This is a genomic window from Corynebacterium sp. ACRPE, from assembly GCF_022347435.1.
Taxonomy (GTDB): domain Bacteria; phylum Actinomycetota; class Actinomycetes; order Mycobacteriales; family Mycobacteriaceae; genus Corynebacterium; species Corynebacterium tuberculostearicum_D.
In genome coordinates this window covers 1-13,207 of sequence record NZ_JAKRNA010000038.1, presented here as the reverse complement: position 1 = coordinate 13,207, position 13,207 = coordinate 1, and the positions used below count along the sequence as shown (strand labels likewise).

General features: G+C 52.6%; 13 protein-coding genes and 1 pseudogene. 6 read left to right on the top strand and 8 right to left on the bottom strand.

Annotated elements, in window-relative coordinates; all coding sequences use genetic code 11:
• The 3 genes from MHY13_RS11700 to mobF form a co-directional block, all read right to left on the bottom strand.
• Positions 1-328, bottom strand: a 328-nt coding sequence (locus tag MHY13_RS11700; protein ID WP_239283207.1) for a ParA family protein, incomplete at its 3' end; no start/stop codon positions are given.
• 129 nt (positions 329-457) lie between these two features.
• Positions 458-724 carry a ribbon-helix-helix domain-containing protein gene (locus MHY13_RS11695; protein WP_239283206.1) on the bottom strand — a complete coding sequence of 89 codons (267 nt, stop codon included), beginning with the start codon at positions 722-724 and terminating at the stop codon, positions 458-460.
• 146 nt (positions 725-870) lie between these two features.
• Positions 871-4,221: a MobF family relaxase gene (gene mobF, locus MHY13_RS11690; RefSeq protein ID WP_367398086.1), complete on the bottom strand. Its 3,351-nt coding sequence runs from the start codon at positions 4,219-4,221 to the stop codon at positions 871-873.
• A 467-nt stretch (positions 4,222-4,688) separates the two neighbouring features.
• On the opposite strand from mobF, the gene MHY13_RS11685 reads away from it, so the two are divergent.
• Genes MHY13_RS11685 through MHY13_RS11665 form a run of 5 tightly spaced genes read left to right on the top strand, consistent with a single transcriptional unit; the run spans position 4,689 to position 7,962 of the window.
• On the top strand, positions 4,689-4,982 hold the full coding sequence (locus MHY13_RS11685) for a hypothetical protein (RefSeq protein WP_239283205.1): 294 nt from the start codon (positions 4,689-4,691) through the stop codon (positions 4,980-4,982).
• A 16-nt stretch (positions 4,983-4,998) separates the two neighbouring features.
• Positions 4,999-5,709 carry an ABC transporter ATP-binding protein gene (locus MHY13_RS11680; RefSeq protein ID WP_239283204.1) on the top strand — a complete coding sequence of 237 codons (711 nt, stop codon included), beginning with the start codon at positions 4,999-5,001 and terminating at the stop codon, positions 5,707-5,709.
• Positions 5,706-7,148: a hypothetical protein gene (locus MHY13_RS11675; RefSeq protein WP_239283203.1), complete on the top strand. Its 1,443-nt coding sequence runs from the start codon at positions 5,706-5,708 to the stop codon at positions 7,146-7,148. Before MHY13_RS11680 ends, MHY13_RS11675 begins: the two co-directional genes overlap by 4 nt.
• A gap of 9 nt (positions 7,149-7,157) precedes the next feature.
• Entirely contained in the window at positions 7,158-7,475 is a 318-nt protein-coding gene (locus MHY13_RS11670) for a hypothetical protein (protein ID WP_239283202.1), read from the top strand.
• On the top strand, positions 7,468-7,962 hold the full coding sequence (locus tag MHY13_RS11665; protein ID WP_239283201.1) for a hypothetical protein: 495 nt from the start codon (positions 7,468-7,470) through the stop codon (positions 7,960-7,962). The genes MHY13_RS11670 and MHY13_RS11665 overlap by 8 nt, the downstream gene beginning before the upstream one ends.
• Positions 7,963-8,481: 519 nt before the next feature.
• Here the strand turns inward: MHY13_RS11665 and MHY13_RS11660 are convergent.
• The 3 genes from MHY13_RS11660 to MHY13_RS11650 form a co-directional block, all read right to left on the bottom strand.
• A complete protein-coding gene (locus MHY13_RS11660) occupies positions 8,482-8,871 on the bottom strand; it encodes a hypothetical protein (RefSeq protein ID WP_239283200.1) in 390 nt (129 codons plus the stop codon).
• A 140-nt stretch (positions 8,872-9,011) separates the two neighbouring features.
• Positions 9,012-9,272, bottom strand: a complete 261-nt coding sequence (locus MHY13_RS11655; RefSeq protein ID WP_148086566.1) for a hypothetical protein — start codon at positions 9,270-9,272, stop codon at positions 9,012-9,014.
• A gap of 284 nt (positions 9,273-9,556) precedes the next feature.
• On the bottom strand, positions 9,557-11,008 hold the full coding sequence (locus tag MHY13_RS11650; RefSeq protein ID WP_239283199.1) for a replication initiation protein: 1,452 nt from the start codon (positions 11,006-11,008) through the stop codon (positions 9,557-9,559).
• 603 nt (positions 11,009-11,611) lie between these two features.
• Between MHY13_RS11650 and MHY13_RS11645 the strand changes: the two genes are divergently transcribed.
• Positions 11,612-12,163, top strand: a complete 552-nt coding sequence (locus MHY13_RS11645) for a hypothetical protein (RefSeq protein WP_239283198.1) — start codon at positions 11,612-11,614, stop codon at positions 12,161-12,163.
• Between the two features lie 397 nt (positions 12,164-12,560).
• Here the strand turns inward: MHY13_RS11645 and MHY13_RS11640 are convergent, their stop codons facing one another.
• Together MHY13_RS11640 and MHY13_RS11635 are read right to left on the bottom strand one after the other, a co-directional pair.
• Positions 12,561-12,827, bottom strand: coding sequence for a hypothetical protein (locus MHY13_RS11640; protein ID WP_239283197.1), 267 nt, complete (start codon positions 12,825-12,827; stop codon positions 12,561-12,563).
• Positions 12,824-13,207: pseudogene (locus MHY13_RS11635) on the bottom strand (ParA family protein); the annotation flags it as partial. The pseudogene MHY13_RS11635 and the gene MHY13_RS11640, both read right to left, overlap by 4 nt.

Here is a 13,207-nt window from a genome sequence, read left to right as displayed (position 1 = left end):
AACGGGTCGGAAGAATGATGAAGTCGCTGACTGCGATTGCCGCTTCGATAGCGTTCTCATCGCCTGGCGGGACATCGATGAACATGAACTCATCGTCTCCGACGAGCGCTGCTTGCCTATCGACGCGCTTGGGGATGGACAGCTCAACCTCAAACGGCAAGGGGTTTCCTCCATCCTCTGCGCGTTCAGACCATTCCAGTGCCGAGCCCTGCCGGTCTAGGTCTGTGACAGTCACGGTCTTTCCTCGGTGGGCGAAAACCGTGGCAAGAAACATCGTTGTGGTGGTCTTGCCAACGCCACCTTTGGCGTTAATGGCGGTAATGATCATGGCTTCTCCTAGGTGGATAAATCATTGCCCCTACCACTTTACAGGTTTAAGTAAATACTGCTTTACAGGTTTACAGTAATACAGTGTTACAGGTGTCTGTAAAGTTAAAAGCGCAGGCAGGTAGCATTTTTAGTTTTCTTTATCGTCAGACTCGGCAGAAAGTCCAGCAAGCATGATGCGGTAAAACTCGTTTTCAATGCTCTTTTCTTCGAAGTCCGCAGCGACGTGTTCCCAGTGGTATTCCTCCAATTGGGGCAGCATCGCTGTTACTGCCATCTTGAGGTAGAAACCACGACTGCGTCCGGTGCGAGCACACAGTGTGTCTAGGCGCTCGATGATCTCTTCGGGCATGCGTACAGATACCACTCGCCCGGAGGGGTGAGGTCCTTGAACCATTGACGTAAGTCCTTCCCCTGCCTGTCGTAAACATTGTTTACGTACTGTCTTTGGCAGTCCTACTCTTTTTCTCGTGAGCGTTATTTGCTTTTGTAAACATTGTTTACCATAGGTTCGACATCGACGAGGGGGACGTGGATTTTTCGTTAAAGCTCTGGCCCCTCGCGCTCTGGGGCGTTATCCAACCAGTTGTCTTGGTCGTTGTCGTAGTCGCTATCTGTGGCGGCTTGCTGGTGGAACCGGGCGAGCATCTCATCATCTGCGGTGGTACTAATACCGAGTGAGTCGAGGAAGTCCAGGGATTTCTGTAGAGCCTGCTCGTCGCTGCGTTGGGAGCGCAGTTCGTCTAGCTCGGTCTCAAGCTGGCGAATCGGATCAGTAAAGCTGTCGCGATAGTCCACGGCCTGGTCATAGGATGCAGCTACCTTGTCGCGCACGTTGATTGCTTCGTCTAGGAGGGCCTGGTCGTTATTGCCGTGGCGTAGCCTGCCGAAAAATCCCCTCGAGTTCTTCGTGTCCTCGAACTCGCGCACTACAGCATCTTGCTTGGAATACTGCTGTCCGAGCTGTTCAACCTGCTGGTTAGCCTGGTCGTACTCACCGCGCAGCGTCTCAAGCTGATTGTTTACGCGTTCTATCTCGGCATCGATACGCTCCAGGGCGTCATTGGACGGTGTAGCGCTGTGCTCGTTGCTTGATTCCGGTTCTGGCACCTCGTCGGCGTTGTTGGACTGGGCGCGGGCATGGAAGTCAGCAAAGCGCGCTTCGCGTTTAGCGGCAAAGCTGCGCATGTACTTACCCATTTCGGTGCCGACAAACGGGTTGTCGGTGTCCGTTTGGGAAGGCTGGTTGACGAGTTTGGTCAGCTCCCAGTCCTGCTTGGCTTGCCCAAACAGCGCCTGGGGTGTTTTATCTCCTTGCTCGCGCATTCCTGCGGACACCAGCAGGTCGCGGGCGTATTCGGCAGACTCACGACGGATAATCTGGCTCACCTGGCCATGCCCGGTCTCGGTATCTCCCGGCTGAGTCTCGGCGATATAGAGGAAGTTGCCCTCACGCCCACGAGTCATCGGCACATAGACACTGGCCTTGTCCAGGTTGCCAACCCCTGCCACCACACGGGCGACATCGACGGTCGCGCCTTGGGAACTATGCCCAGTAGCGGCATAGCCCAGCTGGGTGTGTTTATCGAGGTAGTCGCGGTTTAGTGTCACAGTGGCTAAATCATCATCACACCGTCGGGCCGTAATGGAACCGTCTTTCCCGATGGAATCAACGACCCAGCGTTGACCATTGCGCACCATATCCCCGCTACTGGTCACCAGCTTTGAATCGTTGCGACGAGTCAAGATGACATCACCAACACCGGCTTTTAGCCCATCAGACAAGCCCAGGCGGTGCTCGGGGTTAATCTCGCCGCGCTCTGCGCGAATCTTCTGCGCCGCAGCATTCAGCGCGGTGACCTGGTCACGGGTTGCTGCAACCAGCAGCGACTGCTTGCCTGCGGCAGTATCATCGCGCCACCCGTCCAACGCATCGTCCATCATTGCCGTAACCGAACCTGCGTGCAGGCGCTTGTTCTGCATGTACCACTCGGCGGCACGAGAAACGTCTGCTTCCTCGCCACCGCGCAGCCACTTCGATGCTTCACGCTCACCCGCATCACGCTGGCGGAACACCTCGCGTAGCTCAACGGCATCAGGCAATTCATGAGACAAGGTCGCCAGCAGACCAGAACGAGCTTTCACCGCCGAGTATTGTTCTGGGTCTCCCACAAAGACCACGCGCGCGCCGGCAGCAGTGGCAGTCTCCAGCACACGGATCGTATCGGGGTTAGACACCATGCCGGCTTCATCAACAACCACAACGGTGTCCCGGTTCCAGCCCAGCTTCACCGCTGTATGCTCCGGTGTCAGATCGTCGGTGCCAACAAAAGCGCGCGCAATCGTCATGGATTCATCAGCCACATTCTCACCCACCATCACGTCAGCAGCCTTACCCGTAGGAGCTAGGCCTACGACGTGTTTACCGGCCTGATTCCATGCCTTGTGCGCGGCCTTGAGCGAAGAAGTCTTACCGGCACCAGCCGGTGCGACCACCACAGACGCCAGGTAATCAGAGCCGACAACCGCGCGCATAGCATCAGCCTGCGCAGGCGAAAGCTCCCCCTCGACAGGTTGGATCGACTCGGCATTGACGCCGCGCTCAATGCGTGCGGTAGCCATATCAACGCCACGTTCAACCTCGTTGACCACCTCGACAGTGGTGTACTTCTGCGAACCTTCACGCTGGGTGGCATCCAGCTCGCGGGACTTCTCCGGGGTGACCGACCATGTACCGTGCGCAGCCAACGCAGCATCAACCAGCCCCTCAACCGTGACCGTCATATCCTCCGGGGAAACTGCGCCTGGGCGGATAAGTTCTGCTGCTTTTTCGGCAACATCAGCTCGGGTAAACGTGGAGCGTTCTGCAACAACCGCGCTTAAAATCTGGGCTGGTTTCGGCAAACAATCCTCACCCACCGCGCGCGTTGGCGCTTCATTGTTTGGCACAAGTCCGGCCACAAACTCACGCACCTGCGCGCCGTGTTCAGCACGTGCCCACTCGGTTTCTAGCTCGTCTAGTGGGGTGTCGGTGTCCTTGGTACGCCGGGTGATTTTCTGCGCGATACGCTCATACGCCGCGCGGGTTTCAAGCCCATTGTCGGCCTGCCACTGGTCGATTTCACGCGCCCTGGTCGAGTACGACGCAATCAATTCTGGGTCATCAAGGCCGACGATTTCTGCGCATCCGTTGACCACGTCGCCGAACTCTACGCCGAGTTTTTGGCTCAAGATTTCACGCACCGTGGCTTGATACACCATGCCTGCCGCGCGCGCTTCGTGGTACAAACTCACCCCATCGAGCGTGCGAACTTTGCCGTCTCGGCATAGCTGTTTATTTGCCAACAACACGTGTGAATGCACGTGCGGGTCGCCCGCACGTGAAGTGCGGTGCTCGTATTTCACGCCCGAAATACCCGCCAACTTTTCGACAATAAGACGCTTTCCCGTCGGCTCTTTTATTTGCTTTCGCGTGTAGCTGGCATGCTCCGACAAGTAATCCAGCGCCTGGGATACTGCCGCCTGGTGGGCTTCATCGACGATGCCACGCACGGCAGAATCTGCGCCCATCCCCCACAACAAGGAGACAGATTTCGGCGCGCAAAACGTCAGATCGAAACCTGGAACACTATCCTTTCGCGGAGCATTTCCAAGCCCCGCACCGCTCGGAGCGACCGCCTTATTGAACCAATCCTCAACCGTTTTCCCCGACACGATCGCACCATCTTCAGCGCCCAAAAATGCCGAAACTTCAGCCATGTTTTCGCCCCGAAGCCACACCGAAGCTGGCTGCTTTCCGTCCTCGGAATAGTACGAATCCGTCCCCCGATTCTCATCAACCGTGGACTGATAATAGGCCACGGAGTGCGCACCCATCTTCGCGATAGTCAGCACTCCGACACCTCCTGTCAATCACCACGGTGACCACCTGGACACCCCATTGGGCAACTTGTTGCAAATGTACCATGAAACTGGGCGCGCCAGCGAGCATAGGTCGCGGTCAGGGGCGTGAACACCTGTGAACAGATAGCAGGGTGCTTGTGCCAGGCAATGCGTCGGCGCATTCGCATATCAGTATGAGCAACAGAGCGCGCTCAAAACGTTAGGGCGCGCACGCGCAAACGAGCACCAGGACGTGGCAATCACACGGGGAAAGGAAGTCGCAGGCGTAACTTCCACAGCAACGCTAAACCACAAAAGGTTTAACCACTGATCAGGAAAATAACTCTCTAGATAAGGAGATCCGTTTTCACTTCATCTGTAGAAAACATTATAACTGTGTAATACAATGCCTTTCGGACACACGAACATACTTCTATGTCAAAGTGTCTCTCCAGTCAGTTCTACCCAAAGGAAACCAAATGACCACTGTCATTGACCGCTCTGCACCTACTACTGAAATGCCAGCTCTCGCCTCTTCACCTCTGGGCGCATACTATTTTCCATATCTGCTTAGCGCAAAGGACCGCTTTGACCGAGCATTGCTCCGCTACGACGCTTGGTACGTGGTGCTCGTTGCAGTACTCCTCGCCCTAGGCACCGTCCTCCTAGCAGGTATGGCTGTGTGGTGCGTAACGAAAGGTCACGGCAAATTCACCGGACACTGGAAATGGGTAAAGTGGGGATTTTCAGTCAGCATGGAATGCCAGCGCTAATCCACTCTAACGACTAATGCTCACTACATCATCAATCACCTACTGCTACGCTGGCAGCTCTTCTCCAGCTATCAATGACATAAGCTTCGAGGTTGCCTCCAGCGGAGTAGTAGGTCTTGTTGGTTCAAATGGATCCGGGAAGAGCACTTTGCTAAAAATGCTTGCCGGAATCCTCACCCCCAGTACCGGGACAATCAGCCTATCCGGATTGCCCCCTGCCTCGCGGGAGGCAAAGCAGAATACTCTGCTCCTAACCGGCAATGAAAACCTCCCTGATTTCCTAACCGGACTAGAATTAATAAAATTTTATTCTTCGCTATACCATCAGCCAGTTGACTCTCAAAAACTAGACGACTTACTTCAGAGATATCAACTATCCGGGCAAATTAGCTCTCTTATTGAAGACTACTCCCACGGAATGAAAAAGAAGCTCCAATTCATCTGCGCTCTTTTAATGAGCAGGGATTTAACTATCCTAGATGAAACACTCAATGGTGTTGATTTTCAGTCCCTTCGCTTAGCGAAAGAAGACCTGTCTAATTTATCGCGTGATAAAACAGTCATTCTATGCACCCATGACAATTTTCTCACTGAAGACCTTGCTGACCGATACCTAGGTTTAAAAGATGGACGGCTGCTACGCGACGTTACCTATACTGAAATGTCAAACCAATACGGCAGCCTTACTTCTCTTCTCGAAAACCTCGTAGAGGAGGGAAACAGGTGACAGCCGTTCAGGAAACACTATCCATAAGCAGGTTTTTCAGAACTTTCCTGGTTAGAAGAATGCTCTCCCTCGGCATTCTGCGATACCGAGGGACGCGAATACTGTTGGCGTTCCTCGGGACCACCCTCTTAATAGTGCTGGCCACCATCGGCTACCTCTTTTACAGAGGGTCGAATAAAGTTGAGCATATAGACACATTAGTCTTAGGCCTAGCCAATCTGACACTCCCCCAATGGGTCTTTATTGGCTTTATTGTGGTAAGACTACTTTTTCTCAAATCATCAAATATGCTCTCTCTAACAGAGAGTCTTCCCGTTACAGACCACCAGCGTTCGGTTGCCCTTTTTATAAATGAATTAGCATTTATCGCGGGAATTCTGATAATCATATTCTTTTCTTCTATCGCACCCCTGCCATTTGTTTTTGGGATAGAAGTATCTAGCCAAGTGGCTACTTCTATCGTTTTTCCCGCAGCCACACTAGTGGTTGGACTTGCCTTCATCTACAACATACTGACTTGGGGTTTTTCCGTAATCCGGCTGGAAAGAATAAAAGACATATTAGCAATTTGTGTATTGCTAATACTCGCTGGAGTATCTCAGATTGGAATGACGACGAAAGTCGCTAGAATTACCTCAGCATTCCAGTCTGGGAACAGAGCATTCCTGTGGAGTGATACCTACACCTGGATTTCGGAAAAGTATGGCTTTTTCATTTGCTCCCTGACGGCTGTTATCTCATGTATTTTTCTATTAACAGCAGCAACCCTAACAAGCGGAGCGCTCTTCACCAGACAAAAAGAGTACATCCTTACTAGAACGCCCTCTAAAGGAGACTTAAGTAATCCGTCTACTATTCGCCAAACCCTCTTTAAGTCTTACCTCCTTAGTTTTTTAAGAGCGCAAGAAACTTGGATTACTCTAATATTCGCGCTGGGAGGCTATATTCTTCTCATTCTTTCTCAGTCTATCCCCCCCATTCTAGCCGGAGAAATAATTTCGTTCCTAGGAATCTATGCCTACTCATCAACAAGTCCACTACGCAACTTTCCGTCTCTTAAGGTACGCCCCGTTGAGGTCTACCTCTTCCTTTGCTTATCTTTGTTAAGCATATCTATTCCGTTTGTACTCGTTTTCTTTATAGGATTTTGGGCCATTGGGGGGGACAGCACTACGGGACTAATTAGCGTAATTGGCTGTATTGGGACTATTCCACTAACTACAACTTTAGGGATTATTCTTCCCTCCGAAAAAGACAATCCTCTTGCAGTTATAACTGGTATAGCCATCGCTGCTATATCTGTAATATTCTTTGCCTTAGGGCTTTCCGTGTTTTCCCTCCCCCCTTGGGGGTGGGCAATCGCCACGCTATTTTTCCTTCTAAGCGTAGCGTCAGCCGGAATAATCGAAATAAAGAAAAATTCACTTCCAGACCATTAAGGAACATTAATGAAAATCTTTTCCACTGCACTTGCCAGTCTTATTATCGCATTTTGCCTGACCGGCAGCGCGGCAGTCTTAACGATTCTCTATTTAGCGTTCTCAAATGACGCCGAAGAATTCAAAGCAACCGGCTTGTTCGATTCAGTCTTCTTCTCTTCTTCGGTAAACGAAAGAAACAATCTAGACGCGACCTTTGGAATCAATAGCCAGTTGAATTTGTTTATCATTTTCATGGCTCTTTTTATCTTCTCATTTATAACCATCTTGATTTTTCGCGCACTAACGCGATACAAGGAAAATTTAAAATCTTCCACTCGTGAATAGAAAAAATATAAACGCCAACGCGTTAATATCGCTGGCTGGAGAATTAACAGTTGCCATATGCCGACAGATGTCCCCCTTGATAATTGTCTTGGCGGGGATAGCCCTACTGGCATCTACATTTGCCATTGCTTTTAGAGACACATCCCTTCTTCCTGTACTCACTTTTTCTCTAAAAGCATCCTTTTTTTACGCATTCCTTCCTTTCTGGACTCACGAAATGGGTCATATCGTTGCATCTTCAATATTTCTCCCTGAGAACCCCCCAAAGATAGAATCCACGCTCTTCCGCATATCAGTAGTTACTAAACAGCCAAAGCTTGCTCGAGATGCAAAAATCATCGCATGTACGGGTCCTTTTAGTGCAGCATTTTTAGCATTTCCAGCTTTTGCAATGGACTCTTTTGGTATTGGCATAGCCTGTTTAGCCCATCTCATTTTCCTATTTCCTCCCTTTGGAGACGGAAGAATATTGTGGCAACGGCACTAAAGAATCGACAAACTAATTCATTAGTCAGAACGCAACTTGTCAGCATCTTTTACACCGAGAACCTTGTCAAAGAAGGTCTGATGGGTTGTGCATGAGTACCTAATCCACATAAGGAGATGAAACAGAATCGCTACTGTAGCTTGACGAGAGCCGACCGATAAGGCCAAGATTGATGCGATTGAAAAGAAGCTGCTTGCTAAACACTGAAATGGATGCCCATCTGGGAAGTAAGCGTACCGCCCTGTTCCCTAAGCCCGGTCATTTCCAACGATCCGTAGCCAGAGTTGATGGTCTTGGTATAAAACCCATTACGGTGATTGTCGCCGTGAGCTAGTTCACCTTTAGGCTTTCGTCTTCCGGCCGGCATGGCCGTACCCCACTGGTCGGGGTTTGTCTTGAATCGGGGTTGCAACCCCATTAACCAATAAGGGTTGCAATCACAGTAGCGACCCCATTAGACATTAGGGGTCGCAACCCTGACAGCGACTCAGTTCTCAAAATGGGAACCCCGTCATGTGCTTATTGCAGGTCGTTTCCCTTGCCGCGATTCTCAGGTGCGAGGGGATCTGTGAAGAGTACATTAGGGAAGTTTGCATCATTCGCATATGACGCTTCTTCGTTTATCGTGACCGCAAGGCAAAGCCCGCGAGCCGGATCGTCCTTCTCTTGGACGGCAAAATCCATCGCCCGAATAGCAGGATCGGATTTCTTGAGGTCTTTCTCGGAATAGTCGTTTACGCTACCTGCAACCCGCGAGCCGCCCCAAAGGTTTGCTACAGCCTGAATGACCCACTCCCATGCGGCTTCACGTGAATCAAATCCAGTCTTCCTTGCGTAGACCAAGGATTTACCATTGTCGCCAGTCTTTACATAGTCTTCGAGCAATGCCGTGTAGGTTTCGAGAAGCATTATCTATTCTCCAATCTTGAGGTTTCCAACCCCGACAAAGGGGCTTACTCGGGGGTGAAATAAGTTAAGCCCCCTTGCCAGCACTACTGACTAACCAAGAGCATAACCACGCGACGTGGTTCCGCAACAGGAGCGGGACGTTAGTTTTGTTGCGAGTCTTGGTCGCTAAAAAACTCTGCGGCGTCATCGGTAAGCGCCTTCGCGATGTTTATTAGCTCATCTGCGTCGCCTTGCCAGTCACGCACTGCGGGAGTGCCCGGTAGTTGGTTGAGGACTTCGAGAAAGCGGGCGGCGGCGCGCAAAGCGCTGGCCACTTCGTAGCAATCCCCCTCCAGCTTGGCGGGAGAAGTATCAATCAGGCTCAGGTCGCGGGGTTCGTTGTACTCGGTAAGGAAGCTCATGGTCTCGACAATAGGCCGCCCCCCGCGACATGAGTGCGGCCTATTCGAACAAGCATTGAGCTAGTCGTTGGTCGGTTTTCTGCTTTCCATTCCTCAATATGGGCAAGCCAGCGCACTTTGAATTCGGTGAGGTTATGGCGGAGGGTTGCGAGGTCTAGGAGAACAGAGGAAGTCATGCTTTGAAGCATATAAGCTGCCCTGCCCCTCAAGGTTTTCTTCAAGTGAGGTTTTATCTAACTGCCTAACGGCAGGGGAACCGTATATTGCTTACGGTATGAGACCCCTTAAACGTCCGGATAGTCACCGCTCTTCTTTAGCTCCGCGACATGCCTAGCAACCGTGGCGCGAGAGACTCCTACCTCTGCCCCTATTTCAGCCCACGTGGGAACTGTCCCTGTCTGGAAATACTGATCGTTCACCATTTGGCTAATACGGGACTTCGTAGATCGTCCTTGAGCCTTTTTCTTACGGTGCGTCTTTTCAAGCTTCGACCTTTGTGCTTGCGCATATTTGCCCTCGGGGTCTGTTTTCCAGCGTTGTGCGGCTTTTTGTCCGCCTCTGCGTCCCATCGTGGCCAAGGCTTTCCGCTCGCTGCTGGTGGCTTTACCTGGTGCGTTAGAGCCGCTGTAGGTCTCGCTCTTGGATTGGGCGACATACCCGCGCACGCGCCTTGCCATGGTTTGGCGGTCGCGCATGGGTGGCATCTCGTTGTCGCGGCCTGCACCGCCGTGGGTGTGTGCGACGTTGTAGGCGTGCTCATAGGCGTCGATGATTGCTGCGTCTGTCAGGCGTTGGCCTTGCTGGCGCAAGCGGTGGCCAGTCTTAAGTGCGTGTCTAAAGGCTGTTTCGTCGCGTGCTGCGGTTCCTTGGACAATCCAGAGCACACGCACACCGTCGATAAGTTCCGGGTCATACTGGTCGAGACCACCGGCGATTTCCGCGTCTACGTCCTGGGCGAGTGCTTTGAATGCTTGGGCTTCTTCACGGCGGGTCTTGACCGCGTTGATAAGTTCGCGGCCAGAGCTGAATTGCTGGCGTGGGGTGGGGTTGAACTGGTCGTGTCCTGCCATATCCCTTACCTGCTTTATCAAGTCTCCAAGGCGCATCACCCGGTTGTGCTGCCTATACCAACGATAAGCGGTAGGGGCTTTGCCTGTGTAGAACGGGTTTCGGCTAAAGCGGTGGGAAAAGTGCGGGTCATGGTCTAAAAGCTCACCCAGCACACGCGTGGTTGCTGCAAGAAGCTTCATCTGCGCAGATTTACCGTTACGGTCAGCGTAGACAGGGTCAATAAGCCATATGAACTGGGCTTTGCCGTTAGTTGGGTTAATACCCACCCAGGCTGGCCCGACGCTATGAGTAATCAGTGAGCGCACCACGTCGCGGACGTACGGGTTTAAGTCTGCGGGGTCACCGCCTGCGGTACCTACTTGGTCAACGTCTACGACCAGGACGGCGGCGTACTGCTTGGTGGTGAGCATGGCGTACTCGCACCGTCCTAAAGCATCAGTCTCGAAGCGATACATACGCGGCGAGTTCGTGCCGTCAGCGTTGCGTCGATAGGCCTTTTTAAAGTCTCGTGTGACTGAACCGTGGAGTACATCGCGGCCTAGATGCTCGCGTAAAAGGTCGCGGTCACTGGCAGATGCTGGGGTGTTGTCCAGTCCACCACGGTCGCGCTCGACGCGGGTAGGTGTTTTAGTGTGCGCATTCTGCGCATGAGTCTGTAAACTCATGACCGTGCTTTCTCCCAGGTGTGTGCTGGGTGATAAGCGAAAGTCATCGGGTTGCCGCCCGGTGGCTTTCTTCGTTTTTCATTGTCTTTCCCTGACTCTAAATGACACCGGTGTTATTTACTAGCCATGACACGCGAAAAATATACCTTTTACCTGCGGTTATGTATGGCTTGCCATATGGCAAGCCATACATAACCGCGTTTCAGCTGCACAAGGCTGTCTGCGCAGATTTACCAATACGCGGACTTTTCCCAGTTCAGGCCGCGAACTCATTACCACGCCCAACGACGCGCCAAAAACGGAGATAGGGGGCGCGCGGAGACATCAAGAACGAGTATCACTGTCTGGTTCCGAGGCGCTTTTTCCGCGTTTGTCTCCCCCAAAGATCATTTCGACGGCGGCTCCCACAATGACCGCAGAGATGAAGAAAACTAACCAGGAAAAAGGTGATGTGAGGTCTACGTAGGAGGTCGCAATAAAGACGATAATCCCTCCTGCTAGAAGACCAATAGCGATTCCCAATATTAGGCGTTTCATGTACTTTCGTACCCCCTTTTGCAATCGTCCTAAACGGGGGGAGTAAACCTTTGATGCCCTCCCCGTATGACTACTAATACTCGTGCAACAGTGACCGCTTTGATTGCTGCCCTGACCGTTTCTTTCGCTGTACCAGTGGCTAGCGCGACGCCGGCCCATTCTAATACGCAAACTATGGAGCAGGACTCTCTTCAGGTCGAGGATTCCTTTGATGACAGCATCCCCGACGAAGTCATGCTAACGGCCATCGAAGAGGCTTCCGAGGAATTCCCAGACCCGACTGCTGACCCAGAAGGCTACGAACGGGCTATCACGCACTCTGTACAGCGGCAGATGGGCCACAATGAGGGAGTTGCTCCCCGCATAGCCCCGGCTGTGATCATCGGTGCCCGGATTGCGATGTGCGCAGCTTCTGCGTACCCCTCATTGGCTGCGTTGGATGAGAATGCAGGGTATGCCCACAACGCTGCACTGATGGGGAATATCCTTGCCTCCTGCATCGGCGGAGGTCTGGCAGGCCCAACGGTCGCAAAGTGGATCATGAATAATCCACGGGTCTTTGGGGGGATCCTGAATTCGATTGGTCTGGGGCATCTGGCGGCAGACTCCGCACAGTAGATTTGAGTGCCGCTCGCCTGGTCTTTCCAGGCGTTCGTTTTAGACGCGGTGGGCGTTTTCTTCGTGGACGTAGCGATGGACGAGACCGACTGAGCAGCCGATCTGTTTGGCCTAACGCCGGCATCACCGTCGACGCCCACGGCGTCACCGTCACCAAGACAACGACGTCCATCCGACAGTGCCCACCCAAGCCCCAACTCGACTAACCCCAACCATCGCTAAGCGCCCCACGCGGGCGCTTTCTTTATGGGTAAACCGCACTGCGCTGATTTACCGATACGCAGTAAAAGCGTGCGCTGATTTACCCATACGGTGGCGAATTATCCAGAGCAACAGGGATACAGGCATACAGGAATACAGGTGCCATAAACCTGTATTCCTGTATGCCTGTAAACCTTTATTTATTGTTGTGAACGTATTCTTCGAGGTAGGTGCTAACAATCTCGCGGATGGTCACGCCTTTTTGGGCGGCGATGACTTTAAGTTCTGCGTGAAGGTCGCGGTCGATTTCAATCGTCATCTTCTTGACGTAGTCGCGGCCTGTGGGTTGGTGGAATGCGCTTCGCACTGTTGTCTTCTCGGCTGCTGAGGTTAGCTTCGCGGCTTTTTTCGTTGAGGTTCGCGGGCCTTGCTGCGCCCTGGCGCGTTCTTTGCTGGTGCTCATTTCATCATCTCCATGAGTTCGTCGGCGACGTGGTCGTAGCCGTGCATGTCTGGGCCTGGGCAGTATCCGAACGCTAGGTGCATATCTTCGCGTAGCGGGATTTCGGTTTTAAAGTGCGGCATGTGTTCTGCTTCGAGCGCTTCTCGTGCCGCGTCAAGGGCGCTGGTGCCTTTCCTGGCGAACGTCAGTAAGACTGCATGAGGTGTTCCGTTGACTGCGTCGCGCAGCTCCCATACTCGGGAGAGGTCGGCAGCAGCAGAACGGGTCGGAAGAATGATGAAGTCGCTGACTGCGATTGCCGCTTCGATAGCGTTCTCATCGCCTGGCGGGACATCGATGAACATGAACTCATCGTCTCCGACGAGCGCTGCTTGCCTATC

What these genes read in the sequence shown, in the direction of transcription:
- MHY13_RS11695 (WP_239283206.1), bottom strand. Translation starts at nt 724, where the DNA reads ATGGTTCAAGGACCTCACCCCTCCGGGCGAGTGGTATCTGTACGCATG.
- MHY13_RS11685 (WP_239283205.1), top strand. Translation starts at nt 4,689, where the DNA reads ATGACCACTGTCATTGACCGCTCTGCACCTACTACTGAAATGCCAGCT.
- MHY13_RS11680 (WP_239283204.1), top strand. Translation starts at nt 4,999, where the DNA reads ATGCTCACTACATCATCAATCACCTACTGCTACGCTGGCAGCTCTTCT.
- MHY13_RS11670 (WP_239283202.1), top strand. Translation starts at nt 7,158, where the DNA reads ATGAAAATCTTTTCCACTGCACTTGCCAGTCTTATTATCGCATTTTGC.
- MHY13_RS11660 (WP_239283200.1), bottom strand. Translation starts at nt 8,871, where the DNA reads ATGCTTCTCGAAACCTACACGGCATTGCTCGAAGACTATGTAAAGACT.
- MHY13_RS11655 (WP_148086566.1), bottom strand. Translation starts at nt 9,272, where the DNA reads ATGAGCTTCCTTACCGAGTACAACGAACCCCGCGACCTGAGCCTGATT.
- MHY13_RS11650 (WP_239283199.1), bottom strand. Translation starts at nt 11,008, where the DNA reads ATGAGTTTACAGACTCATGCGCAGAATGCGCACACTAAAACACCTACC.
- MHY13_RS11645 (WP_239283198.1), top strand. Translation starts at nt 11,612, where the DNA reads ATGACTACTAATACTCGTGCAACAGTGACCGCTTTGATTGCTGCCCTG.
- MHY13_RS11640 (WP_239283197.1), bottom strand. Translation starts at nt 12,827, where the DNA reads ATGAGCACCAGCAAAGAACGCGCCAGGGCGCAGCAAGGCCCGCGAACC.